This is a genomic window from Hymenobacter lapidarius (assembly GCF_001816145.1).
In the GTDB taxonomy this organism is placed as follows: Bacteria; Bacteroidota; Bacteroidia; order Cytophagales; family Hymenobacteraceae; genus Hymenobacter; species Hymenobacter lapidarius.
In genome coordinates this window covers 115037-137985 of record NZ_MDZB01000131.1, presented here as the reverse complement: position 1 = coordinate 137985, position 22949 = coordinate 115037, and the positions used below count along the sequence as shown (strand labels likewise).

The 22949-nt window shown below is 58.2% G+C and carries 23 protein-coding genes; 10 read left to right on the top strand and 13 right to left on the bottom strand.

Translation table 11 applies throughout. The features are described from left to right. Positions 1–12: 12 nt before the first annotated feature. From BEN47_RS15495 to BEN47_RS15485, 3 genes are all read right to left on the bottom strand, one after another. Positions 13–699, bottom strand: coding sequence for a tyrosine-protein phosphatase (locus BEN47_RS15495; RefSeq protein WP_239691630.1), 687 nt, complete (start codon positions 697–699; stop codon positions 13–15). A 96-nt stretch (positions 700–795) separates the two neighbouring features. Further along, positions 796–3303 carry a polysaccharide biosynthesis tyrosine autokinase gene (locus BEN47_RS15490; RefSeq protein ID WP_070729448.1) on the bottom strand — a complete coding sequence of 836 codons (2508 nt, stop codon included), beginning with the start codon at positions 3301–3303 and terminating at the stop codon, positions 796–798. A gap of 68 nt (positions 3304–3371) precedes the next feature. Then, positions 3372–4319, bottom strand: coding sequence for a polysaccharide biosynthesis/export family protein (locus BEN47_RS15485; RefSeq protein WP_125921713.1), 948 nt, complete (start codon positions 4317–4319; stop codon positions 3372–3374). Between the two features lie 255 nt (positions 4320–4574). Between BEN47_RS15485 and BEN47_RS15480 the strand changes: the two genes are divergently transcribed. The 4 genes from BEN47_RS15480 (at position 4575) to hpf (ending at position 7485) form a co-directional block, all read left to right on the top strand. Beyond that, on the top strand, positions 4575–5720 hold the full coding sequence (locus tag BEN47_RS15480; RefSeq protein ID WP_070729444.1) for an acyl-CoA dehydrogenase family protein: 1146 nt from the start codon (positions 4575–4577) through the stop codon (positions 5718–5720). A gap of 189 nt (positions 5721–5909) precedes the next feature. Beyond that, a complete protein-coding gene (gene rpsU, locus BEN47_RS15475; RefSeq protein ID WP_035564799.1) occupies positions 5910–6104 on the top strand; it encodes a 30S ribosomal protein S21 in 195 nt (64 codons plus the stop codon). A 164-nt stretch (positions 6105–6268) separates the two neighbouring features. After that, the gene (locus BEN47_RS15470) at positions 6269–7147 is read left to right on the top strand and encodes a tyrosine-type recombinase/integrase (RefSeq protein WP_070729476.1); all 879 of its coding nucleotides are present in this window, start codon (positions 6269–6271) and stop codon (positions 7145–7147) included. A gap of 38 nt (positions 7148–7185) precedes the next feature. Continuing rightward, positions 7186–7485, top strand: coding sequence for a ribosome hibernation-promoting factor, HPF/YfiA family (gene hpf / locus BEN47_RS15465; protein ID WP_070729442.1), 300 nt, complete (start codon positions 7186–7188; stop codon positions 7483–7485). 97 nt (positions 7486–7582) lie between these two features. On the opposite strand, the gene metK is transcribed toward hpf, so the two are convergent. From metK to BEN47_RS15445, 4 genes are all read right to left on the bottom strand, one after another. Beyond that, complete coding sequence (gene metK / locus BEN47_RS15460; protein WP_070729440.1) at positions 7583–8845, bottom strand: methionine adenosyltransferase; 1263 nt, start codon at positions 8843–8845, stop codon at positions 7583–7585. Between the two features lie 270 nt (positions 8846–9115). Then, positions 9116–9850 (bottom strand): SDR family NAD(P)-dependent oxidoreductase, encoded by a 735-nt coding sequence (locus BEN47_RS15455; RefSeq protein ID WP_070729438.1) that lies wholly within the window; start codon positions 9848–9850, stop codon positions 9116–9118. Between the two features lie 98 nt (positions 9851–9948). After that, positions 9949–11193 (bottom strand): class I SAM-dependent methyltransferase, encoded by a 1245-nt coding sequence (locus tag BEN47_RS15450; protein ID WP_070729437.1) that lies wholly within the window; start codon positions 11191–11193, stop codon positions 9949–9951. 29 nt (positions 11194–11222) lie between these two features. Beyond that, positions 11223–11834: a hypothetical protein gene (locus tag BEN47_RS15445; protein ID WP_070729435.1), complete on the bottom strand. Its 612-nt coding sequence runs from the start codon at positions 11832–11834 to the stop codon at positions 11223–11225. Between the two features lie 154 nt (positions 11835–11988). Between BEN47_RS15445 and BEN47_RS15440 the strand changes: the two genes are divergently transcribed. After that, positions 11989–12750 (top strand): DUF4397 domain-containing protein, encoded by a 762-nt coding sequence (locus BEN47_RS15440; RefSeq protein WP_083322475.1) that lies wholly within the window; start codon positions 11989–11991, stop codon positions 12748–12750. A gap of 131 nt (positions 12751–12881) precedes the next feature. Further along, positions 12882–14201: an adenosylhomocysteinase gene (gene ahcY, locus BEN47_RS15435; protein ID WP_070729429.1), complete on the top strand. Its 1320-nt coding sequence runs from the start codon at positions 12882–12884 to the stop codon at positions 14199–14201. 74 nt (positions 14202–14275) lie between these two features. Here the strand turns inward: ahcY and BEN47_RS15430 are convergent, their stop codons facing one another. The 5 genes from BEN47_RS15430 to BEN47_RS15410 form a co-directional block, all read right to left on the bottom strand. Further along, a complete protein-coding gene (locus tag BEN47_RS15430) occupies positions 14276–14791 on the bottom strand; it encodes a hypothetical protein (RefSeq protein ID WP_125921712.1) in 516 nt (171 codons plus the stop codon). A 174-nt stretch (positions 14792–14965) separates the two neighbouring features. Next, the gene (locus BEN47_RS15425) at positions 14966–17197 is read right to left on the bottom strand and encodes a prolyl oligopeptidase family serine peptidase (protein WP_083322474.1); all 2232 of its coding nucleotides are present in this window, start codon (positions 17195–17197) and stop codon (positions 14966–14968) included. A gap of 80 nt (positions 17198–17277) precedes the next feature. Beyond that, entirely contained in the window at positions 17278–17994 is a 717-nt protein-coding gene (locus tag BEN47_RS15420; RefSeq protein ID WP_070729427.1) for a hypothetical protein, read from the bottom strand. Further along, on the bottom strand, positions 17961–18371 hold the full coding sequence (locus BEN47_RS15415) for a hypothetical protein (protein WP_070729425.1): 411 nt from the start codon (positions 18369–18371) through the stop codon (positions 17961–17963). Before BEN47_RS15415 ends, BEN47_RS15420 begins: the two co-directional genes overlap by 34 nt. A 59-nt stretch (positions 18372–18430) precedes the next feature. Next, the gene (locus BEN47_RS15410) at positions 18431–19432 is read right to left on the bottom strand and encodes a sugar phosphate nucleotidyltransferase (protein WP_070729423.1); all 1002 of its coding nucleotides are present in this window, start codon (positions 19430–19432) and stop codon (positions 18431–18433) included. A 186-nt stretch (positions 19433–19618) separates the two neighbouring features. Here BEN47_RS15410 and BEN47_RS15405 point away from each other — a divergent pair, with 186 nt between their 5' ends. The 4 genes from BEN47_RS15405 to BEN47_RS15390 all read left to right on the top strand — a co-directional run bounded on the left by BEN47_RS15405 (position 19619) and on the right by BEN47_RS15390 (position 22155). Next, the gene (locus tag BEN47_RS15405) at positions 19619–20197 is read left to right on the top strand and encodes a LemA family protein (RefSeq protein ID WP_070729421.1); all 579 of its coding nucleotides are present in this window, start codon (positions 19619–19621) and stop codon (positions 20195–20197) included. A gap of 122 nt (positions 20198–20319) precedes the next feature. After that, on the top strand, positions 20320–20778 hold the full coding sequence (locus tag BEN47_RS15400; RefSeq protein ID WP_070729419.1) for a TPM domain-containing protein: 459 nt from the start codon (positions 20320–20322) through the stop codon (positions 20776–20778). After that, positions 20775–21641: a TPM domain-containing protein gene (locus tag BEN47_RS15395; RefSeq protein WP_239691629.1), complete on the top strand. Its 867-nt coding sequence runs from the start codon at positions 20775–20777 to the stop codon at positions 21639–21641. Before BEN47_RS15400 ends, BEN47_RS15395 begins: the two co-directional genes overlap by 4 nt. A 334-nt stretch (positions 21642–21975) precedes the next feature. Beyond that, on the top strand, positions 21976–22155 hold the full coding sequence (locus BEN47_RS15390) for a hypothetical protein (RefSeq protein ID WP_070729416.1): 180 nt from the start codon (positions 21976–21978) through the stop codon (positions 22153–22155). Between the two features lie 78 nt (positions 22156–22233). Here the strand turns inward: BEN47_RS15390 and BEN47_RS15385 are convergent, their stop codons facing one another. After that, a complete protein-coding gene (locus BEN47_RS15385) occupies positions 22234–22908 on the bottom strand; it encodes a sterol desaturase family protein (RefSeq protein WP_083322473.1) in 675 nt (224 codons plus the stop codon). Positions 22909–22949 lie beyond the last annotated feature (41 nt).

The window sequence follows — 22949 nt, the reverse complement described above, 5'->3', positions numbered from 1 at the left end:
CAGGCAATGGCCTCAAAGTGTTTGGTTGAGCAGTGGCAATCGGAGAAGCTTTTCCATGTAAGGGAGTGGCAGGGCTTTGCGCACCAGGGTTTCGGTGTGGCGCAAATGGTGCGTATCAGTGCCCACAAAGTCAACCAAACCGCCATCAATCAACTCTTCGGCCACCCGTTTGGCAGCTGGGGAATAGTAGCCGGCCAGCGAATTCAAATTAACCTGGAGCAACACACCATGGTCGCGGCGCAAGGCCTCGATATCCGAAAAACGGCCGTGTAGGTACGTATACCGTTCCGGGTGGGCCAACACGGGTTGATACCCCTGGGCGTGAAGCTCAAAAATAATTTCGTACAGGTTCAGGGGCTCGTTCATGTACGAGGTTTCAAACAGCAGGTAGCGTTTGTCGCCGCCGAAGGTCAGCATCTCGGTACCATCGGCCAGCTTGCGGCCCAGAAATTCATCCAGGTAATATTCCGCCGCGCAAGCCAGCTCCACATCGCCCAGGCCCGCGGTGGCGGCAGCGTCACGCAGGACCTGCAGGGCCGCCCGAATCCCCTCCGGGGTATTCTTGTAGAAGTCGCCCATGATGTGGGGCGTCATTATCAGCTTCCGAAAACCGGCCTCCCGCAGGGCCCGGAGCAAGTCCAGGGAGTGTTCTACCGTTTCCGCGCCGTCGTCGAGGCCCGGCAGCAGGTGGGAGTGCATATCAGCCCCCAGCTGGGCAAAACTAGCCGAAATAGCCCGAGCTGCCGGCTTGTTTCCGAAAAGCCGCTGCAGAAAAGAAGCCATTAAGTACGGGTGTTAGCTGAAGAATTTCTTCAGCTTCTCGCCGAAGGTAAGCGGCTTGGCGGCGGGCTCCTCGTAGTAGCCCTGGCCATAAGCGCCATAGCCATAGCCATATCCATATCCGTAGCCGTAGCCGTAGCCCGCGCCACGCGAACTGGCGTCGTTGAGAATGGTACACATGCGCGTGAGATTACTACTGCGCATCAACCGGTTCATGTTCTTAATGAAGGCCTTTCGTGAATAGCCAGCCCGTACAATGTAGAGTGGAATATCAACCTTGCGCATGATGAGAATGCCATCGGTTACCAAGCCAACTGGCGGAGTATCAAGCAGAATAACATCGTAAGACAGAAATAACTCCTGAATCATCAAGTCAAACTTGTCGCTCAAAATCAACTCGGAAGGATTCGGCGGGGTTGGTCCTGCCGAAATGAACTGCATCGATTCGATGGATGTAGGCTGGATACATTCTTGAATGCTGTGGCGCTCAATGAGAATGGTACTTATTCCCTTCGCATTGCCGGCCCCAAAAGCCAGGTTGACTTTGGGTTTACGCATGTCCAAGTCCAGGATAATAACCCGTTGACCAGACAATGCAATAATGCCTCCCAGGTTCACGGTAACAAATGTTTTGCCCTCTCCCGAAATTGTGGAGGTGACCGATATCATCCGCTTCTTCTTGGCCGAGCTGATAAAGTCTAGGTTGGTTCTTATGGAACGAATGGACTCCGAAATAGCCGATTTGGGGTTTTTATCTACCACCAGCCGCGACACCTCCATTTTCTCCTTATCATAGGTGGGGATAATGCCCAGCACCGACGCTTTGGTACTCCGCTCCAACTCCCGCACATTGGTGATGGTATTGTGCATGAAGTACCGCACCGCAATTAGCCCCAGTCCCAGCACAAGCCCTCCCGCCAAGCCAATGGCATACACAATGAGCCGATTGGGAGAAATGGGCGCCGATGGAGGCGAGGCAGGGGAAAGTACTTTGAAATCGGCCGTAGCACCAGCTTTTTCGATATTGAACTGCACTTTGCGGTCCATAAGCTGCAGGTACGAGCTAGTGTACAAATCCAATGGGCGCTTCAACCGCTCCAACTGCGTGCTTTTAGCTGGTAGGCTTTGCAGCTCGCCGTTGAGCTTGGCCCGCTGCTGGTCAAGGCGCGCAAGCTCCTTTTGCAGCAATACTTGGTTTTGCCGCAGCAAGCGCTTCAGTGAAGCCCGTGTGAAGGCAATGTCATCCCGGATACCCTGAATGGCTTCGGTGCTCTCGTTGTAGGAGCGCGACACCCGGCGCAGTCGCCATTGCAGCGAGTTGAGTTGATTAAGCTCCTGCCCCAACTGCGCATCTTCAATGCCAGCCAAGGCGGGCAAGCTTTGCTCCACGGTTTGAGTTTCGTCGCGGGTCAGGCGTTCCTGGTTAGCCATGTTAGTTATTGCAGCCAACAGGGCAATGTTGTCGGTGAGCTTCAGCCGCTCCGTCTCAAATTTTTCCAGCTTTGCACTGATGGCCTCAAATTCGCCTTTGCTGTCGTAAGTGCCGGTTTTTTGCACAAAGTTTTGCAGCCGGTCTTCGGCATCTTCCAGGTTCTGCCCGTTTTGGTCCAGAATCTGGTCCAGAAAACGAAGCTTGCTAATTGTGCTTTCCTGTTTTTGGGCAAGTCGCTCTTCCAAATATACCGCGTCTATATTGTTAACAATATCCTGAGCTTTGCTGGGATTAAAATCATTAAAGGCAATTTGTATTGTGCTGGCCTCGGGGTTGATAATCTCAACCGTCAGATTTTTATCCAGATAGGCGTTGACCGTATAATCGTCCTGAATAGTGAAATGGTAGCTGGCATCGTCTGGCGTGTCAGTCACCAAATTCTTCGTTCCCAGCACCTGAAGCTGAATGCCCGGAAATTTTATCTGCTGGCCTAATGCATATTCTCCCCCAAGTGGTCGGCCCTGGCCCACAAACTCCAGTCTGAACCGTCCAGGAGCGGTGAACCGCAATTCAAATTTACGGTTATATAGGCTCGGGTCCGTGATGCTGTACTTGACGCGGAAAGGCGAGGTTCTATATAATTCCGACTCCAATACCGTGCCCTGCACGTAGTAGTTCACATCCAGGGCTAGAGAGTCTTTAAGTCGCTGGTAAATGATGTTGGATTTAATTAGCTCGACTTCGCCAGCTAGTTTAGCTCGGCCATTGGGTAATGCTGCTGAAGCCCCCTGACCACCCAAACCAAGGGCACTGCCTTCGTTGCGCTCGTCAATTTTAAGTAAAGATGCCGACTTGTAAACAGGCTTAGTATAGCGCAGGTAGAGCCAGGAAGCCGTAAGCCCCAGGGTAATTAGCAGAAGCATCCACAGCAAGCTGCGCCGTGCTACCAGCACAAGCGTAGTGATGTCCAGACTGGCAGATTCCTCCTCGGTCTCGCCAGTACCCACAGCCGGCGCCTCGGAGGGAAATGCCGTGCCGCCGGTAGCGTTGCGAATAAGCTCTTCCAGTTCTCTGTTTTCGTTAGTAGCCATTATGAGTATAGTGTCAAATCAGGCTTGAAAATACCTAAATCAATAGACGGGAATAAATGACCGTTATATTATCTAAATTGACTGAGTAAGAAAAACGTGGTAGTAAGTACCAAAGACGACAGGCTCAAAATGGGGCCTGCATCAACCAAGGCATCGAGCAGTGGACGGCGGATGGGTTCCACATAAATAACGTCATTAGGCTCCACCTGTAGGTTGGCCCGCCGCATGCCGTCAAGGGTTGACAAATCGATTTGTTGCACCCGGGGGTTCTTCAAATCGCCTCTGATAATGCGAATGTTGTTGACGCGTCCACCATTGCGGTATAATGCCGACGCGCCGCCGGCCCCGTCTACTCCACCGGCCAGTGCCAGCACCTCCAACAGGTTCATGTTGTCGTTATTGAGAGGGATGACCTGCCCACTGGTTGCCCCCAGTATAATAACGCGGTTGTTGGTGACGCGGGTTGTGACAAACGACTCTTTATAGAATTCATTGTAGCGAATGGCCAGCATGCTATCGGCCTCCAGTAATGTTAAACCGTTCACGCGCACGCGGTTCACCATCGGCAGTACTACCGTGCCATCAGCTTGCACCAGAAAAACAGAGCCACCTGTTCCCTGCGTAGCAGAACCTCCTCCTTGGCCTGCGTTTCGTGTGGTGCCTCCACCACTACCAATGCCACCACCAATACCACCAGCACCGCCGCGAGCAGGCAAACCTCCACCGGAGGGCTGCCCAAACTGCAGTTCGCCGTTAGGGTCCAGTATTCGTTCGCCTTTATTGGTATTCACCCGCACCTCCAAAAAATCATTGGCCTGGATGACATAATTGCGCTCCGACCGGTTCACGGCGATGCGTAATTTGGTGCTGTCAAGCTGTTTGCCCTGCCTGTCGGTCAGGCGAAACAGCGTGCGCTGGTTGTAGTGTTTGGTCGTGGCGCACGACGAAAAAAGCAGCATTGCGGGCAGTGCCAGCAGCCACAGCCGCGCGAAGCGGCAAAGAAGAAAGGTCGGCATGAAGGCCAATTAATACGGAATCAAATTGGAAACAATGAAAAAAATTGGCGTTCAAAACCAAGTTTCTCTCAAAAAGCCTCAAAAGTAACGATTTTGCGGCGCCTATTCAAGTTCAACCCGTTACGCGGTGCCAGATGCCTAGCTTTTGCCAGCGCTTAAAGCGTACTTTTGTAGGCCGAAAACCAGAGTTGTTGGTTAAGCAGTTAGTTGCCTGTCCTGATTTCTCAAATCCCACCCTCAAGTTTACTCAATAGTATGGAAGCCGTAGCCACCGAAAACCAAACCATGATTGCCCAGATGGTGCGCGACTTTGGCGCCCAGCACATCAAGCCCGATATGATGAAATGGGACGAAAGCCAGGAGTTTCCCATTGAGGTTTTTCATAAGCTTGGCGAACTGGGCCTGATGGGGGTGCTCGTGCCCCAGCAGTATGGTGGCTCGGGCTTTGGCTATATGGAGTACGTAACGGCCATTGCCGAACTGGCCAAGATTGACGGCAGCATTGGCTTGAGCATGGCAGCGCACAACTCGCTCTGCACCGGCCACATCCTGCAGCACGCTTCCGAGGAGCAGAAGCAGAAATACCTGCCCAAGCTTGCCTCGGGCGAGTGGATTGGTGCCTGGGGCCTGACGGAGCCCAATACCGGCTCCGATGCCGGTAACATGCGCACCACGGCCGTGCTCGATGAGAGCGGCGAAAACTATATTATCAACGGGGCCAAAAACTTCATCACCCACGGCAAGTCCGGCAACGTGGCTGTGGTCATTGTGCGCACCGGCGAAGTAGGCGACTCCCACGGCATGACGGCCTTTATCATCGAGCGCGGCACGCCAGGTTTTGCCGCTGGCCGCAAGGAAGACAAGCTCGGTATGCGGGCGTCGGAAACTACGGAGCTGATTTTCACGGACTGCAAAGTGCCCAAAGAGAACGTTATCGGCAAAGTGGGCGACGGCTTTGTGCAGTCGCTGAAAGTGCTTGATGGCGGCCGCATCAGCATTGCGGCCCTCAGCTTGGGCATTGCCCAAGGGGCTTTCGAAGCCGCGGTGCAGTACAGCAAAGAGCGTCACCAGTTCAACCAGCCCATCAGCAGCTTCCAGGGCATTGCCTTCAAACTGGCTGATATGGCGACTGAAATTGAAGCCGCCAGCCAGCTCACCTACCGCGCCGCCGACATGAAGGACCGCGGCCAGAACGTGAACCTGGAGTCGGCCATGGCCAAGCTCTACGCCTCGGAAGTGAGCGTGCGCGTTGCCAACGAAGGCGTGCAGATTTTCGGTGGCTACGGCTACACCAAGGACTACCCGGCCGAGAAGTACTACCGCGACGCCAAGCTATGCACCATCGGCGAAGGGACCAGCGAAATCCAGAAACTGGTAATTGCCCGGGCCTTGCTGAAGTAAAAACCCCGAAGTTAGCCGAGTTTTGGGGTTTCTGCTAGTCGCGTGAGGAGCTAAAATAGCGCCTCACGCCGACTCAGGGGCAGAACCATAAAAAATCTGTTAAATCCGTTAGAATCTGTTAAATCTGTGGTTTATCTTTGCGGCCCGGTTTAGGCCGCCCTCCTCAGAAAATCTCCCTCATTCCCTGATATGATTATCATTCAAATCAAAGACAACGAATCGGTTGACCGCGCCCTGAAGCGCTTCAAAAAGAAGTTTGAGCGCACCGGCGTGCTGAAAGAGCTGCGTCGTCGCACGTTCTTCCAGAAGCCCAGCATCACGGAGCGTAAGATGAAGCAGAAGGCTGTTTACAAGCTCGCCACCTACGGCCAGCCGAACGAATAGCCCGAATCTCGGGAACCGTTAGCATTGCTAGAACCGGCTGGTTTGCCTTACATGGCAAGCCGGCCGGTTTTTTCACGTCCGTGTGGCAGTGGTTGTTTGCTGAGAAATAAAAAAGGAGTACATTGGATGCCCGGCTCACACGCCGGGCTTTTTTTGGTGTTGGCATGGAGGCTTTTCTTGATTTTTTGCGCTTTGAACGACGGTACAGTGCCCATACGGTTACTTCTTACCAGACGGACCTGGGCCAGTTTGCTGCCTTCTTAAAATCGGCGTACGACTTGGCCGATACCGCGCAGGCCACGCACCCGCTCATCCGGGGCTGGGTGGTGGAGCTCATGCAGCAGCACCTGGACCCGCGCACCGTGAACCGCAAAGTGGCGTGCCTGCGTTCCTACTACAAGTTCCTGTTGCGCGCCGGAACCATTGAGGCCAACCCCATGCTGCGCATCAAGGCCCCAAAAATGGCAAAAAAACTCCCCGAGTTTGTGCCGGAGGATGCGTTGAACGGCCTGTTGAACACATTCGAGTTCGGGGATGAATTTGCGGGGCAGCGTGACCAGTTGGTGCTGGAGATGCTGTACGGTACGGGCATTCGCTTGTCGGAGCTTATCGGCATCCACGCCGATGACGTGAGCCTGGGGGCCAGCACGGTGCGCGTGACCGGCAAAGGAAACAAGCAGCGCCTGGTGCCACTCAACCCGTCGCTGAAACTCGTTATTGAGCGGTACCAAGCGCGCCGGGCGCATGAATTTGGCGCGGTGGCCGGGCCATTGCTCCTTACCGATAAAGGCGAGCCGATGTACGAAAAATTCGTGTACCGCACCGTGAAGCGTTACCTAAGCCAAATTACCACGTCGGGCGCGCAGCAGCACCCGCACGCGCTCCGCCACGCGTTTGCTACCCATTTGCTGGGCAAGGGGGCCGACTTAAATTCCATCAAAGAATTGCTGGGGCATGCGAGTCTGGCCGCCACCCAAGTTTACACGCACCTGTCCGTTGACCGCCTAAAATCCGTATTTGAACAAGCCCACCCACGGGCTTGAGTTTCCTTTACCCTTTTACCTTCTTAATCAACTGCTTTATGAAAGTACAGATGCATTCGGTGCACTTCGACGCCGACCAAAAACTGCTTGACTTCGTGCAGCAACGTCTCAATAAGCTCGAGACTTTTTACGATAAAGTAACCGGCGGCGAGGTTATCATGCGCCTCAACAACAAAGACGGAATTGAAAACAAAACAGTTGAGATAAAGCTGCTGGTGCCCGGCACCACGCTTTTCAGCCAGGAAGATGCCGCTTCATTCGAAGCCGCCGCCGATGCCGCCGCCGAGAGCTTGCGTCGTCAGATTACCAAATACAAGGAAAAAACGCTCAGCCACTAATTCTCACACAAGCCCTCGCTTGAATCAATAAAAAGCCCCGTTTGCTAGTCAGCAAACGGGGCTTTTCTTGTGGCTTTGTGCCACTAAGGCACCAGGATTATAACGCAAATTCGGTTTTAATTTTGGCTACGTAGTCCAGCTTTTCCCAGGTAAAGGTTTCGAAAGTCTTCACGCTTCCGTCCTTCATGGTTGCCTGCACCGTGCCGGGCTGGCGGCCCATGTGGCCGTAAGCAGCCGTCTGAGCAAAAATGGGGTTCTGGAGGCCGAATCGCTGCACAATGGCATAGGGGCGCAGGTCGAACAGCTTATTCACTTTCTCGGCAATTTCACCGTCGGTGAGGGTGGCCCCGTTGCTGCCTTTGGCTTTCGTAGTGCCGTAGGTGGTCACGAACACGCCCACGGGCTGGGCCACGCCGATGGCGTAGGCTACCTGCACGAGGACCTGTTCGGCCACGCCGGCGGCTACCAGGTTTTTGGCGATGTGCCGGGCAGCGTAAGCGGCCGAGCGGTCTACCTTGGAGGAGTCTTTGCCGGAGAAGGCGCCGCCGCCGTGGGCGCCCTTGCCGCCGTAGGTGTCTACGATGATTTTGCGGCCGGTGAGTCCTGAATCGCCGTGGGGACCACCGATGACAAACTTGCCGGTGGGATTGATGTGGTAAGTGATACCGTCGGTAAACAGGGCTTGGGCATCGGCGCTCAGGCCTGCTTTCACGCGCGGGATGAGCGTAGCCAGCACGTCGGCTTTGATGCGGTCCAGCATCGCACTCTCCGAGGGGTCGAACTCGTCATGCTGCGTGCTGATGACGATGGTATCGATAGCTTCCGGGAGGTGGTCGTCGGAGTACCGGATGGTGACTTGGCTCTTGGCGTCGGGCCGCAGGTAGGGCATCTCCCGGCCCTCGCGGCGAATGGCGGCCAACTCCTGGAGCAAGCGGTGAGACAGGTCGAGGGCCAGCGGCATGTAGTTGGCCGTCTCGTGACTGGCGTAGCCAAACATCATGCCCTGGTCGCCGGCGCCTTGGTCTTCGTCCTTGGCGCGCTCTACGCCCTGGTTGATGTCGGGCGACTGCTCGTGCAGGCGGTTCATCACCTCGCAGGTGTCGGCGTTGAACAGGTATTCGGGTTTGTTGTACCCAATGCGGCGAATGGTTTCGCGAATGATGGGTTCGGCATCAACGTGGGCCGTGGACTTAATCTCGCCGGCAACAAGCGCAAAGTCGGTGGTTACGAGCGTTTCACAAGCTACTTTGGCCGTGGGGTCCTGGCGGAGGTATTCGTCGAGAATGGCGTCGGAAATCTGGTCGGCGACTTTATCGGGATGGCCTTCCGAAACCGATTCGGAAGTGAACAGATAGGGCATTGAATGCGCGGCTAAGAACAAAAAAGGAAAAGCAAGAGGGCCTTATGAGCCAGCTAATAAGTGGGCTAAGGCCATGCAAAACTACGGAAATCTGAGGCATCGATTACGGTGAAGTGTACCGATGGGCGCCTCACTCACGTGGCGTCCCAACCAATGCTTCCTTGAATCCCGAATAATCAGGGTCTGGTTATTCGCCACTCAGTAATTATGGACAACGTTTTCGGTGAGAAAAGTACAAGCGGCCAGACGGCTCGACCACGGTAAAGTGCCCTACAGCTGCGCCAGCCGGCCCCCATCCACGGCCAGCGTGGTGCCGTGAATGAAACTGGCTTCTGAGGAAGCCATGAAGGCAATGGCGGCGGCCAGCTCTTCGGGTTGGCCCACGGTGGCTTTGTCGATTTGCTCGGCGCCGCTTTTCACATTGGGGTTGCCCCAGAGCATGGGAGTATCCACGGCGCCGGGTGCCACGGCGTTGATGCGGGTCTGGCGGAAGTCCAGTTCCAGGCTCATGCCGCGCACAAAGGCTTCCATGGCGCCTTTGCTGGTGGCGTAGGGCACTACGTTGGCGGTGGTTTGTTGGGCGTGGACGGAACTGATGGCTACGATGGAGCTGCCCGCGGGCATATGTGGCAAACACAATTGTGTGAGCTGAGCCAGCGAACGCAGGTTCACTTGCATGAGCAGGTCCCACTTGGGCAGGGGGAGTTCTATCAGGGGCTCAAAGGTCATCATGGCGGCGTCGCATACCAGCACATCTATCCGGTTGTACTTGGCCACTACTTTGTTGACGGTGGCGGTGATGGCGCGGGGCTTGGCCAGGTCGCAGGCCATAAACACAGCGTGCCCACCTCCCATTTTGATGGTTTTCACGGTTATTGCACCGTCAACAGCATCTCGGCCCAGCACAATGACCTTGGCACCTTCGGCGCCTAGGCGTACGCAGGTAGCCCGGCCAATGCCGGAGGTTCCGCCCGTAACCAGGCACACTTTGTCTTTAAAACGCATCGTATAAGTATTTGTGACCGGCTCAATAATGGGGCGCTGTTTTGTATTACGCAGCGTTTGGGGCCGTGGCCGATTTCACGCCGCAGTGTGCCAAATTATTAGCCGAGCGGCTTCCGCTCAGCATCAACCGACGACTCGGTTGTGGAAGCGCTAATGACGATTTTTTCGCATACCAGCACCACCAGCCGGCCGCGCAAGTCGGTGGTGGCAAACAGGTAAATATCCCCGCCTTCCCGTATCCCGGTTCGGCGCCGGAAATCAGCCACTGAATCGGGAAAATTGCGGGTGGTGACGTGCGCCCGGGCCTCAGGGCCCAAATAAGCCTTGAGGGTAGTGCCATCGGCTTTTTCGGTGGCGAGAACCCTGAAAATGCGCCCCGGAAAATCAGCCCGCAGCACATCGGACGTGTACAGGTGACTGTGCTGGTGCAGTTTCAGGAGCTCGAAGGCCGTGCCAATGCTCCGGAAAGCCCCGGCTTTGAGCACGGCGGCATTGGGCTCGTAGAGAAACTGCTGCGCCTCAGCGTAGCGGGGCGTGGCGCGGGCTTCGCGGGCGCGGTTGAGGCGGAATTCCTGCTGAGTGCCGTCCCGCCGCAGGTTGAGGGCATGGCGTTCGGGGTCGATGGCGGGCTCCTGGCCCAATTCGTAGAGGACTTCCTTTACCTCGTTGTCCACAGCCAGCACCCACAGCCGGCGTACGTGCCCCAGGCCCAGCACGGCGTGCTCAATATCGAGCATGGGCGAAGTCTTCAGCAAGACCTTGTCGGCTTTGTGAAGCAGCAGCGGCAACAGCTTTACCACATCGGGCTCGCAGTCGCGTAGCAAGAAAATCTTGCGGGCGGCCGTGTCTCGCCGGGCCGGGTCGAGGTACAGCCAATCGTAGTGATGGGGCGTACTTTTTAGGAACGCCACGGCATCGGCGGCGTGGACCGTCACGTTGGCAACACCGAGCTGCGCCATGTTATAAGCCACAATTTGGACCAGCTTCGGGTCGCGCTCCACGTAGTCGACCTGCGCGACGCGGGCCGCAAAGTGGGCCGTGTCGGCGCCAAAACCGCCGGTGAGGTCGGCCAGCCGCTGGCCCTCCACTAACCCGGCCTTAAAAGCCGCGGTGCGAGCCGACGACGCTTGCTCGACAGATAGTGCTGGCGGGAAAATAAGGTCGGCGTTGTCGGCCCAGGCGGGCAGCTTGGCGCGGGCTTTCTGGCGGGCCTGAATCTGGCGTACCAGCTCGGGCACGGGCAAACCAGGATGGCGGCGGGCTTGAAGGGCGAGGTGCGCGGGGTCGTCGTGCAGGTGCGCGGCAACGTAGCGCCTGGCCGCTTCGGGCAAGGGGTAGTCCATGGAAGAACTTATACGGAAAAAACCAACGGTTAGCGCACCAGCCAGCGCACGGCCAGCAGGGGCTGCCCCGTGGACGCGGCGCTCAAGCCGAAGGAGGAAGGCCGCAGGCGCGGCCACAGCGACATGTGCGCCACATCAGCATTGTAAGCCGTCACGGCGCGCTGCAGGTGCTTGTTGGTATTGCGGTTGATGAACACCGTGGCCAGCACGCTGGTGGCAAAGACGGCAATAGCTGCTTTTTGGGTGTTGTTGAAATACTGCCGGTCGCCGTTGGCAAAAATCTGCTGGCCGTAGACGGCAAACGAACCCACGGCCAGCATACGGTCGGCCAGATAGAGGGTTTTTTGGCGGCGATAGTCGTTTAAGTGGTCAAGGGCCTCCTCGTTGCCAGCCAGAAACGGCCGCAGCTTTTGGCCGAAGAAGCCAGCCGACTGGTACTGGTCCCCGCTTTTGCCGGGGGGCAGAAAGTCGAAGTTGTGCTGCGGACCATTAAGGCCCCGCTCGGCATCGTCGGGATGTAGCCGAATGGTATTGGGGGCCGTTTGGGCCAGTGCGGCACCAAACAGACCGCCCGATAGGGCCACGGTAGCCAAGCCGCGTAGCCGCCATTGTGAGGCCGCTAGCTGGTTAATTTTCTGCATACAACAAAGATAGGAAAGCACTACGAGCAGGAATCCCTGGAGCAGCCCAATTTTTTATAAACAGCGACTCAACAAACAAGTTGCGTCGCACGTTCAGGCCAAGTCGGCTGGTGTTTTCAGGCGGCGCACTTCATCTCTAACCTATTCAATTCCTATGGCAACAACACTCTTTCTTCGCCGCGCCATTCAGGCTTTGCTGCCTGCCACCCTGCTACTCGCTGCTTGCAGCAAAGAAGACGAGCCCGCTGCGCCGGCACCTGACCGCGGCAAGGTGCTCATTTCGCACTCCGCTGCCGCTGCCAATACCCAAATCACTGCCTTTATCGCCGACCAGCAGGTGGGCCAGCTCAACTACGGCCAAGCCACGGCCTACCTCGACGTAAACGCCGGCACCCCCACACTTCGCATCAACAACGGCTCACAGGCCGTGGCCAGCCAGGCCATCACGGTAGCCAAAAACCAGAACTATTCAGTGTTCGCATTTTCGCCCACGGGCACCATTGGCAGCGCGGCGCTGCTCACTGTGTCTGACGACCTCACGGCCCCGGCTACGGGCACGGTGAAGGTGCGGGTGGTGCACCTGGCAGTGGGAGCCCCCAGCCCGGTGCAGCTCACGGTGCCCAACCCCGTGCCCGGCGCCAATGGCACCGACGTGAGTGGAGACGTTGCCTTTGGAGCCGCCTCCGGTTTCCGGACCCTGACGGCTGGTACCATTAACCTGACGGTTACTGCTGCCGGGGCAACCCCTGCGGGTCCCCGTACGCAGGTGCTGGCTGTGGGCGATGGCTCGGGTACCGGAACGGGCACCAAAAACTACGAAGCAGGAAAAATATACAGCATCGTGCTGCGCGGTATTGCCGGTGGCGCCGTTCCTGCCGCCCAGCAGCCCCAGGCCGTCATCCTCCAGCACAACTAACTGGCTGTCTAACGCTTCGGCGTTTGTCGCATGAAAAGCCTGCGTTACAAGACGCGGGTTTTTTTATGCCCAATGGCGAACAAATCAAGTATCTTTGCGGTTGAAACGCGAATCAACAATATAATTCTATCATGGTGGAAACCACGACCAAAACGTACGTTCCGTACAAAGTAAAGGACATGAGCCTCGCCGAATGGGGCCGCAAGGAAATCCGTTTGGCTGAGGCGGAGATGCCCGGTCTGATGAGCCTGCGCGAGGAATTCGGCGCGTCGCAGCCCTTTAAGGGGGCTCGCATTGCCGGCTGCCTGCACATGACCATCCAGACGGCGGTCCTCATCGAGACCCTGAAAGCACTGGGTGCGGAAGTGACCTGGTCGTCGTGCAACATCTTCTCGACCCAGGACCACGCCGCTGCTGCCATTGCCGCCGCCGGCATTCCGGTGTACGCCTGGAAAGGCATGAACGAAGAAGAGTTCAACTGGTGCATCGAGCAGACGCTGTATTTCGGCGAAGACCGCCAGCCGCTGAACATGATTCTGGACGACGGTGGTGACCTCACCAACATGGTGCTGAACCAGTACCCCGAGCTAGCTGCGGGCATCAAGGGCGTTTCGGAAGAAACCACTACCGGCGTGTTGCGCCTGTACGAGCGGGTGAAAAACGGTTCGTTGCTGTTCCCCGCCATCAACGTGAACGACTCGGTGACGAAGTCGAAGTTTGACAACAAATACGGCTGCAAAGAGTCGGCCGTGGATGCTATCCGCCGGGCGACCGACGTGATGATGGCCGGCAAAGTGGCCGTAGTGGCCGGCTACGGCGACGTAGGAAAAGGCACGGCGGCTTCGCTGGCCGGTGCCGGTGCTCGCGTTATCGTGACCGAAATTGACCCCATCTGTGCTCTGCAGGCTGCTATGGACGGCTTTGCGGTGAAGAAGCTGGCCAATGCCGTGAAGGAAGCAGACATCGTGGTGACGGCTACCGGCAACTGCGACATCCTCACCGAGACGCACTTCCGCAGCCTGAAGGACAAAGCCATTGTCTGCAACATCGGTCACTTTGACGATGAGATTGACATGGCGTGGCTGAATGGCAACTACGGCCACACCAAGGACACGGTGAAGCCCCAGGTTGACATCTACACCATCGAAGGCAAAGAGGTAATCATCCTCGCCGAAGGCCGCCTCGTGAACCTGGGCTGCGCCACCGGCCACCCCTCGTTCGTGATGTCCGCGTCGTTCACCAACCAGGTGTTGGCGCAACTGGAGCTATGGGAGCGCGCCGACCAGTACGAAAACCAGGTATACACCCTGCCCAAGCATTTGGACGAGAAAGTGGCCCGCTTGCACCTCGCCAAAATTGGCGTGGAGCTGGATGAGCTGACGACTCACCAAGCCGACTACATCAAGGTGCCCACGGAGGGCCCGTTCAAGTCGGACCTGTACCGCTACTAGGCCGTCTTGGATAGATAATAAAAAAACCGCCTGGCATTACGCTAGGCGGTTTTTTTATGAGATGCGGCCTGTGCTCAGTTCTTGGCTGGAGGCATTACGCCCTCGAAAAGCTCCCCACTTTGGGTGAACACGCGCACCCCAAGTAAGCTCCAATGGTGATTAATGATTGCCGTGTAGTGCAACTGGTTGCCACGTTTTTCCAGGAATCCGGTCACTGGTTGCCAGGTATGGCCCAGCATAAACCCAGACACCCCTGCATAAAGCCCTCGCGGTTTGGTGATGCGGCCGTTTTCGGTGTAGTAATCGGCCCGCAGAAAGAGTTGGTTGCTACCGCCCAGCGCTACCTGCTTTAAGGCAGAAGCGTTAGCAAATGGCGCATTTGAAGGTACTGTGGTTAACAAATTGGCCGCCCCGGTATTCGGAGTGCCCGTTCCCGATTTGCTACAGCCAATCAGCAACAGGCCGAACCCAAAAAACAGCGCGGCCCCTACGCCAACGTGTTGCCTGAGCAGCTTGGCTGCCTGAAGGAAGATGTAGAGGATGCTCAGCAGCACCAGTACATTTGGAAGTGACCAAAGTAGATTCAGCATGGGTAGAAAGCGAAAAAGGTGAGGCGAAACCAATCCAGAGCCAATCCCCAGTTAGTGTGCGGGATGTAGAGACGCAACATTTTGCGTCCTGTCGTTGAACGATGACGGGTGTATGACTTTCAGAAAGACGCAAACGCCGGGAAGTAAGATGCTACGCCTGCACTGCTCTTAGCGCTACTGCAGCTCCGGCGTCACGTTCATGTTGGCATAGCAGAAGCTCCACACGTCGGCCCACTCATCGATTTGCAGCTTGGTGCTTTTGCCGGCGCCGTGGCCGGCGTTCACGTCGATGCGGATGAGCATGGGGTTGGCGCCGTAGTTGGCCGCTTGCAAGGCCGCCGCGAATTTGAAGGAGTGGGCGGGCACCACCCGGTCGTCGTGGTCGGCGGTGGTGATGAGGGTGGCGGGATAATTGGTTTCGGGCTTGAGGTTGTGCAGGGGCGAGAACTGGCGCAGGTTTTCAAATTGCGCCCGGTCATCGGAAGTGCCGTATTCGGGGGCCCAGTTCCAGCCGATGGTGAACTTCTGGTAGCGCAGCATGTCCATCACGCCCACGGCGGGCAGGGCCACTTTGCAGAGGTCAGGGCGCTGGTTCATGGTGGCGCCCACCAACAGGCCGCCGTTGGAGCCGCCCGCAATGGCCAAGTGGTCGTAATCGGTATACTTGTTGGCCTTGAGGTATTCGGCGGCGGCAATGAAGTCGTCGAATACGTTCTGCTTGTTGGGCGTCATGCCGGCCTGGTGCCAGGCCTCGCCGTACTCGCCGCCGCCGCGCAGGTTCGGGATGGCCAGAATGCCGCCGTTTTCGAGCCATAGCATGCGCGCCACCGAAAAGCCCGGCGTGAGCGACACGTTGAACCCGCCGTAGGCATAGAGGTAAGTAGCGTTCTTGCCGTTCAGCGCCACGCCCTTCTTGTGCACGATGAACATAGGAATTTTTGTGCCGTCCTTGCTGGGGTAGAACACCTGCGTGGTCACGTAATCCTGCGGGTTCACGTCCACCTTGGGAGCCCGGAATACGGTGCTGGTATTGGTAGCCAGGTCGTACTTATAAATCGTGGTGGGATAGGTGAAAGAAGTGAAGGCGTAGTACACCACCTTATCAGCGCGCCGGCCGCCAAAGCCGCTGGCCGTGCCAATGGCGGGCAGCTGCACATCGTGCTGGAACTGGCCCAGCTCCGAATATACTTTTACTTGGGAGCTGGCGTCGTGCAGGTAGTCGGCAATGAGGCGGCCGCCCACGTGGCTTACGCTTTCCAGCTTGTTGGTGCTTTCAGGTAGCACGTCGTGCCAGTTGGCTTCCTGGGGGCGCTTGGGGTCGATGCGGACCACGCGGTAGCGCGGCGCCTTGTAGTTGGTGAGCACCAGCACCTCGCCGCCCACGTTGCCGACTATGGTATTGTTGAATTCGTAGGACGCAAGGAGCGTGGTCCAGGTGGTGGCTTGTTTGGGGTCGGTGAGGTCGCGCACTTGCAGGCGGTTACCATCCGATTTGCCATCGGTGAGATACAGGCCCAGAAACCGCTCGTCCTCGGTGGCGCCCGCGATGCGGAAGCCAAGGGCCATTTTCGGGTTTTCGTACACCAGCTTGTCGGCCGACTGCGGCGTGTTCAGCTGGTGGAAGTACACCTTGTGGAATTCGTTTTTGCCGGACAGGTTGTTTTCGCCGGTTTTGGGCGCGTCGTAGCGGCTGTAGTAAAAGCCGGTTTTGGTCCAGGACGTGCTCGATACTTTCACCCAGTTCAGCTCCTCGGGCAGAAGCTTGTTGGTCTTCAGGTCCAGGATGCGGACCTGGTTCCAGTCGGAGCCGCCGCTGCTGGTGGCGTAGGCCAGGTAGCGGTGGTCGTTGCTGAACTCGCTGGCGGCCAGGGCGGTGGTGCCGCCTTTGGAAAACTTATTGGGGTCGAGCAGCACCGTGGGCGCCTCGGTGCCCCGCTGCCGGTACAGCACCGGCTGGTTTTGCAGGCCGTCGTTCTTGCTGAACACCAGTTCTTCGCCCACCTGCTCCGGCACGCCGTACCGCTCGTAATTCCAGATTTTGGTGAGCCGCGCCCGGATTTTATCCCGGAACGGAATCTGGTTTAGATAGGCAAAGGTGATTTCGTTCTGCGCCGTTACCCAGGCCTTGGTTTCGGGCGAGTCCAGGTCTTCGAGCCAGCGGTACGGGTCAAGGACTTTAACGCCGAAATAGGTGTCGGTAATGGTTGATTGGCGGCTTGCGGGGTATTTCACGGGCGGAAGGGCAATAAGGGCTAGGCCGGCCTTGCGGCTGGGCTCGCCGCTTTCGGGAGTCGTCATTTCAGTAATGGCCTGGTTGCCGGGCAGCGTGTTGGACTCGGGCTTTGAAGTGGCCCGGCAGGCTGCCAGGGTCGCCAGGGCGCCAAGCAGGGGAATGGCAGCTTTCATATGATATGGACGGAAGTAAAGCCGATTGGGCCAGCAACCCGCAGTAGAACAATAGCCTTCGGCATCAGCACTTACGGAAGTTAACCCATTTGCACGTCATCGGCAATGGGCTTGGTTGGCCCACTGTTTTCCGATGGCGCAGCTGCCGCGGCGGGCTCATCCGGGTGGGCAGGCGCCAGCCCGGCCGGCTCGGCAACCGCGGCCGCAATCAGCTCGGGCAGATTGGCCCGCAGCCAGTGCAGCTCTTCGTCTACGCGCTGGCTCACCAGGCGTTCCACTTCCAGGCGCTGCGCCGGGCTGAGGTTGGTGGGCGCGGGCGCAGCGGCGCTGGCGGCGGGCACGGCGGCCAGCACCAGGGCCTCGGCCCGCTTCACCCGCGCCACCGAGTCGGCTACGGCGGCGCTGGTTTCGGCGGCGGCGGCTTGCGCGGCCTGGGCCGCCTGCTTGGCCGTGAGGGTTTCGCGGCGCTGCTGGCGGCGCCACTGGCCCAGCGTCACGCGGAGCATGATGTATAGCACCAGGCTCAAAATGCCCAGAATAAGGGCCAATGGCCCCGCAAACTGGTTGAGCAGGTTGCCCGGACCGGCCGTTTCGGTAGGGGCCGCGGCCCCGCCGGCGGCTTCCCGCTCGGCCACGGCCTGGGCTTCAGCCGCCTCGGCGGGGCCCATGGCAGCCATGGCGCCGGTGGCAGTGGTGTCGGCGGTTTCGGGCGTCATGGCGGCGCTCACGTCGCCCAGCGGCGTGCCCGATACCACGTAGTTGTTCAAGGCGGCTTCGAGGGCTTCCACGCGGGCCATGCGGCGGGGTCGCGGCGGCGGGCCGGGGAGCCTTTCAATTTGCTGATAATGGCTTTGCTGAGGGCCGCGAGCCGCGCCGGGTTATCCTTCTTGCCCTGGTAAACGCTGCCCCGGCCTTCAATGGGCTGGTACAGCACGCTGTATACGCGCAGGCTATCGGGCCGAATGCTGGCAGCCAGCGCATCAAGATTGCCGCCTTCGCAGCGCACGCTGCTCTTCAGGTTGGGCCGGCCGGCATCGTCGTACACAAACCGCACTGTGGCGCACCAGATTTGCACCTTCGATTCATCGAGGGAAGGCTGGCCAAGGGGCGTTTGGGCCGAAGCCAGCACGGGCAAAGCAACAGCGCAGGCGAAAAGCAGACGGCGGAAAATCATACGCAGCAAAAGGAATTGGAGACCGAAAAGTACGAACAGACTGCCCAGCACCGCTTTTCTCAGCTATAATCAATCTCCGTATTATCCCCGATGTTCAGCGAGTGGTTCATGCCCCGGAACGAGGCGTCGGAACCCACGATGCAGTCGTGCATCACGGCCGAGCTTAGTTCCGAGTAAGTGCCGATGATGGAGTCGGTCAGGATGCAGTTTTTGATGATGGTTTTGTCGCCGATGGCCACGTTGGGGCCAATGATGGAGTGCGAAATCTGGCAGCCGCGCCCGATGCTGACCGGCGGAATAATCACGGCATCCGGAAACTCGGAGTAGTCGCGCGGCTCCAGAAACTCGGCCGTGTTGAGCAGGCGGGCGTTGGCTTCTAGCAGCGTTTCCTTGCGGCCGCAGTCAAACCAGTTGTCTACCGAAGCTGTGGTCATCACCTCGCCTTCCTCGATGAGGTGCATGAGGGCGTCGGTGAGCTGGAATTCGCCGTGGGTGCGCACGTCGGTTTCGCGCAGCCATTCCAGGGCTTTGGCGAAATTTTCGGGGTAGGCCAGCTTGTAGAGGCCCACCATGGCGAAGTTGGACTTTGGAATTTTGGGCTTCTCCACCACCTTGCTCACGCGGCCGCCGGCGCCGGTTTCCACCAGCCCGAACATGCTGGGCGTCTTCACTTCCTTCACGGCCAGCACCGAGCCGGGCGTGGCCAGCAGGGCGGGCAGGTCCACGTCCACAATGGTGTCGCCGAGCATGATGAGCACGCCGTCCGGGTCGTGGCGGAACTCCTCGCGGGCCAGCCACAGGGCGTGGCCGATGCCTTCGCGGGGCTCCTGCACCACGAAAGTGGCGTTGAGGTCGGGGTAGTGGCGGCGCACGTAGCGCACAATTTTATCACCCAGGTACCCCACAATGAACACGAACTCGGTGAGGCCGGCGGCCTGAAGCCGGTCGATGATGTGACCCAGGATGGTATTGCCGGCCACCGGCACCAGGCTTTTGGGCTGGGTGTGGGTGTGGGGGCGGAGGCGCGAACCAATGCCGGCAACGGGGATAACAGCTTTCATTATCGAAGAGGGGGAAGCGAAAAAGACACAGCCGAGCAAGTCCGGCTACGGAGCAAGCTACAACTACTACGGCCAAGCTACGTACTTTGCGCCAAGCCCGGAACCAACCCGGTTTGCGGGCCTGTGGTTTTCTGCGGCCACAACATGCAGCTTCTTTCCCCAACCCCCTTCACACACCACCCCACCATGAAACGCTTTCTTCTTTATTTCGCGGGCATCGCCCTGTTGCTCACCCAATCTTCCTGCGGCTACAACGGCATGGTGGAGCGCGACCAGAACGTGAAAACCAAATGGGCTCAGGTGCAAAGCCAGTACCAGCGCCGCTCCGACCTCATTCCCAACCTGGTAAACACCGTGAAGGGCGCCGCCAAGCAGGAGCAAGCCACTCTCACTGCCGTAATTGAAGCGCGGGCCAAGGCCACCAGCGTGCAGCTCAACGCCGACCAGCTCACGCCCGAAAATATTCAGCGCTTCCAGGAAGCCCAAAGCCAGCTCTCCGCCGGCCTGGGTCGCTTGTTGGCTGTGTCGGAAAACTACCCCGAGCTGAAAACCAACGCCAACTTCCAGGAGCTGCAAGCCCAGATTGAAGGCACCGAAAACCGCATTGCCGTGGCCCGCGACAACTTCAACGGCTCGGTGCAGGACTACAACACCTTCACCAAGCGCTTCCCCAACAACCTGTTTTCGGGCATGTTCGGCTTCCAGCCCAAAGGCTATTTCGAAGCCGACGCGGGTGCAGGTAAGGCGCCCACGGTTCAATTTTAGAAGTTTTGAGGTGTGAATTTTGAGTGTTGAGTTAGGATTGCCAGCCAGTCAGGGTCGACCGCGACCTACCTGCAGCCATTCCTGATTCAACACTCATCACTTAAAACTCAATACTCAAAAGAATGAAATCCCTTCTCACCCCCGAACAGGACGCGGCCCTGGTGGCGGCCATTCGGCAAGCCGAGACGATGACTTCGGGCGAAATCCGGGTGCATCTGGAAGACTCCTGCCCCACGCCCGAGCCACTGGACCGCGCCGCGCAGGTGTTTGGCGAGCTCAACATGCACAAGACGGCGGCCCGCAACGGCGTGCTGTTTTACCTGGCCTGGCAGAGCCGGCAGTTTGCCGTGATTGGCGATTCGGCCATCAACGCGGCCGTGCCCGATGATTTCTGGGAGACAACCAAGGAAGCTGTGCTGGAGCAATTCCGACACGAGAAATACGTGCTGGGCCTGGAGCGCGGCATTACCATGGTGGGCGAGCAGCTCAAGCGCTACTTCCCTTACGACGCCCGCACCGACCAGAACGAGCTGGACGATTCCATTTCTTTCGGCGGCCCCAGGCCGTCTTCCGACGCATGAAAAATCAAGTGGCTGACGCCCAGCTGTTGAAGCCACGTGGCGGAGTGCCCGGCTTGCGGGTGGCGATGGGGCCGCTGTGGCGCCCGTTGCTGCTTCTGCTACTGTGGGTGCTGCCGGCCGTGCTGGCCTCGGCCCAAACCATTCCGTCGCGGCCCAACCCGCCGCGTCTGGTCAACGACCTGGCCAACCTGATGCAGCCCGGCGAAGCCGATGCGCTGGAACGCAAGCTGGTGGCGTACAACGACAGTACGTCGTCACAGATTGCCGTGGTGACCGTGCCCAGCCTGGAAGGCGACGAAATAGCCAGCTACGCCCAGAAGCTGTACCAGGCCTGGGGCATTGGCAGCAAGGAAAACAACAACGGCATTCTGATTCTGGTGGCCAACCAGGAGCACGTGGCCCGCATCCAAACCGGCTATGGGCTGGAAGGGGCTGTGCCCGACGCCATTGCCAAGCGCATCATCAGCAACACGATGGTGCCGGCTTTCCGCCAAAACCAATACTACGCCGGCCTTGACCGGGCCACCGACCAGCTCATCGCCCTCGCCAAAGGCGAATACAAGGCCGACCCGGAAGACGTGCGGCCCCAGCGCGGGCGCCGAAGCTCCGGCTCGGGCCCGCCGTTCTGGCTGATTATCGGCATTCTGGTGCTCGTCTTCGTTTTGCTGCGCAAGCGCGGCGGGGGCGGCGGGCGCGGCAACCGCGGCATTGGCGGGGGCTTTATTCCACCCATCCTGTTCGGTGGCGGCTTTGGAGGTGGCGGGTTTGGTGGCGGTGGGGGCGGCTTTGGCGGCGGCGGCGGCGGCTTCGGCGGTTTTGGAGGCGGCAGCAGCGGCGGCGGCGGCGCCAGTGGCAGCTGGTAAGCAACGTGGGACAGTCGCATGGCTAACGCCCTGTCATGCTGACGCAGGAAGCATCCTCTCGCCGCTGAACGACTTGCTCTACTTTGATAGAATTGCTTCCTGCATCAGCATGACAGCGCATCTTTAGATGGCTGCCTTGAGTGGTTTCAGGGTTCGCACCACGCTGACCAGCTCCGAAACCGTTCCGAATTCACTGGGCCCTCCGTGCCACGCTTGCCAATTTGGTGCCCCCACGTGCCGTAGCTTAACCTTTTTGGGGTTGTTACAGTATCAGCAGGTACTTGCCGGCGCACTGACGCCCGGCTACCTCTTTAATCCTCTTCTTTTCCTTGTCATGAATCTCTCGCGCTACTCCCTGTTTTTGTTCCTGTTTGCACTGGCTACCACGCTCACCGGCTGCGACGCCATTGCAGGTATCTTTAAGGCGGGTGCCTATACCGGCATTATTCTGGTGTTGGTGGTGGTGTTCCTGCTCTGGTTCGTGGTAAGAAAAATGCGCGGCCCGCGCGTGTAGGACCATCAAAGCGCAAACAAAAAAGGGCGCCTCCACTGCGGAGGCGCCCTTTTTTGTTGTGAGAAAGCAGTGAAAACTCTATCCGGCTTTCTTGGTAGGCATGGTGCCAATGAGGTGGTCCCAGAGGGTGCTCGACACGCCAAAAGCCACTTCATCTTGCCGATAGTGGTGCTGGCTGTGGTGCGTCCACCACACTTTCAGGAAGTTTTTGGGCGGCGAATAGGCGTGAATGGCATAATGCACAAACAGGTACATGGCGTACCCAAACGTGAAGCCCGAAAGCAGCCCAAACGCATACGAGCCGAAGCTGAAGCGGAAAATAAAGAACAGCAGCGACGCCACAAAGACCGTGACAATGGGCGGCATGGCCAGCCGCGTCTTATCCTTGGGGTACTCGTGGTGCACGCCGTGGAAGGTGTACTGGAACTTGGCCCGGCCCGGGGTGGTGGCCGGAATATGGTACAGGTAGCGGTGCACCGCGTACTCCGCGAAGGTGAACGCAAACAAGCCTGCCAGGAAAAGCCCCAGCGCCGCCAGCCCCGTCATAAAGCCGTGGGTGAGGCCGTAATACAGACTTAAAGCGGCCGTGGCCGCGAAAATTCCTACCGGCAGCGCGATGTGCGTGTGCGAAAGACGCTCCAGAACAGGGTTTTTGAACAGCTGTGCCGAGCCTTTGTGCTTGGGCCGAACGGAGGCCGAGGCAGCAGCAGGCGTGGGCATAACGCCTGGTTCTTCGGTGGTTACTGATTGCATAGAGGTAGCTTACGTCGAACGATAGTAATTAACAAATTTAC

Coding starts and splice junctions, on each gene's coding strand:
- BEN47_RS15445 (WP_070729435.1), bottom strand. CDS start 11,834: ATGCAGAAAATTAACCAGCTAGCGGCCTCACAATGGCGGCTACGCGGC.
- BEN47_RS15480 (WP_070729444.1), top strand. CDS start 4,575: ATGGAAGCCGTAGCCACCGAAAACCAAACCATGATTGCCCAGATGGTG.
- rpsU (WP_035564799.1), top strand. CDS start 5,910: ATGATTATCATTCAAATCAAAGACAACGAATCGGTTGACCGCGCCCTG.
- BEN47_RS15390 (WP_070729416.1), top strand. CDS start 21,976: ATGAATCTCTCGCGCTACTCCCTGTTTTTGTTCCTGTTTGCACTGGCT.
- ahcY (WP_070729429.1), top strand. CDS start 12,882: ATGGTGGAAACCACGACCAAAACGTACGTTCCGTACAAAGTAAAGGAC.
- BEN47_RS15405 (WP_070729421.1), top strand. CDS start 19,619: ATGAAACGCTTTCTTCTTTATTTCGCGGGCATCGCCCTGTTGCTCACC.
- BEN47_RS15485 (WP_125921713.1), bottom strand. CDS start 4,319: ATGCCGACCTTTCTTCTTTGCCGCTTCGCGCGGCTGTGGCTGCTGGCA.
- hpf (WP_070729442.1), top strand. CDS start 7,186: ATGAAAGTACAGATGCATTCGGTGCACTTCGACGCCGACCAAAAACTG.
- BEN47_RS15410 (WP_070729423.1), bottom strand. CDS start 19,432: ATGAAAGCTGTTATCCCCGTTGCCGGCATTGGTTCGCGCCTCCGCCCC.
- BEN47_RS15395 (WP_239691629.1), top strand. CDS start 20,775: ATGAAAAATCAAGTGGCTGACGCCCAGCTGTTGAAGCCACGTGGCGGA.
- BEN47_RS15415 (WP_070729425.1), bottom strand. CDS start 18,371: ATGATTTTCCGCCGTCTGCTTTTCGCCTGCGCTGTTGCTTTGCCCGTG.
- BEN47_RS15420 (WP_070729427.1), bottom strand. CDS start 17,994: ATGGCCCGCGTGGAAGCCCTCGAAGCCGCCTTGAACAACTACGTGGTA.
- BEN47_RS15400 (WP_070729419.1), top strand. CDS start 20,320: ATGAAATCCCTTCTCACCCCCGAACAGGACGCGGCCCTGGTGGCGGCC.
- BEN47_RS15450 (WP_070729437.1), bottom strand. CDS start 11,193: ATGGACTACCCCTTGCCCGAAGCGGCCAGGCGCTACGTTGCCGCGCAC.
- BEN47_RS15385 (WP_083322473.1), bottom strand. CDS start 22,908: ATGCAATCAGTAACCACCGAAGAACCAGGCGTTATGCCCACGCCTGCT.
- BEN47_RS15490 (WP_070729448.1), bottom strand. CDS start 3,303: ATGGCTACTAACGAAAACAGAGAACTGGAAGAGCTTATTCGCAACGCT.
- metK (WP_070729440.1), bottom strand. CDS start 8,845: ATGCCCTATCTGTTCACTTCCGAATCGGTTTCGGAAGGCCATCCCGAT.
- BEN47_RS15430 (WP_125921712.1), bottom strand. CDS start 14,791: ATGCTGAATCTACTTTGGTCACTTCCAAATGTACTGGTGCTGCTGAGC.
- BEN47_RS15470 (WP_070729476.1), top strand. CDS start 6,269: ATGGAGGCTTTTCTTGATTTTTTGCGCTTTGAACGACGGTACAGTGCC.
- BEN47_RS15440 (WP_083322475.1), top strand. CDS start 11,989: ATGGCAACAACACTCTTTCTTCGCCGCGCCATTCAGGCTTTGCTGCCT.
- BEN47_RS15455 (WP_070729438.1), bottom strand. CDS start 9,850: ATGCGTTTTAAAGACAAAGTGTGCCTGGTTACGGGCGGAACCTCCGGC.
- BEN47_RS15425 (WP_083322474.1), bottom strand. CDS start 17,197: ATGAAAGCTGCCATTCCCCTGCTTGGCGCCCTGGCGACCCTGGCAGCC.
- BEN47_RS15495 (WP_239691630.1), bottom strand. CDS start 699: ATGCACTCCCACCTGCTGCCGGGCCTCGACGACGGCGCGGAAACGGTA.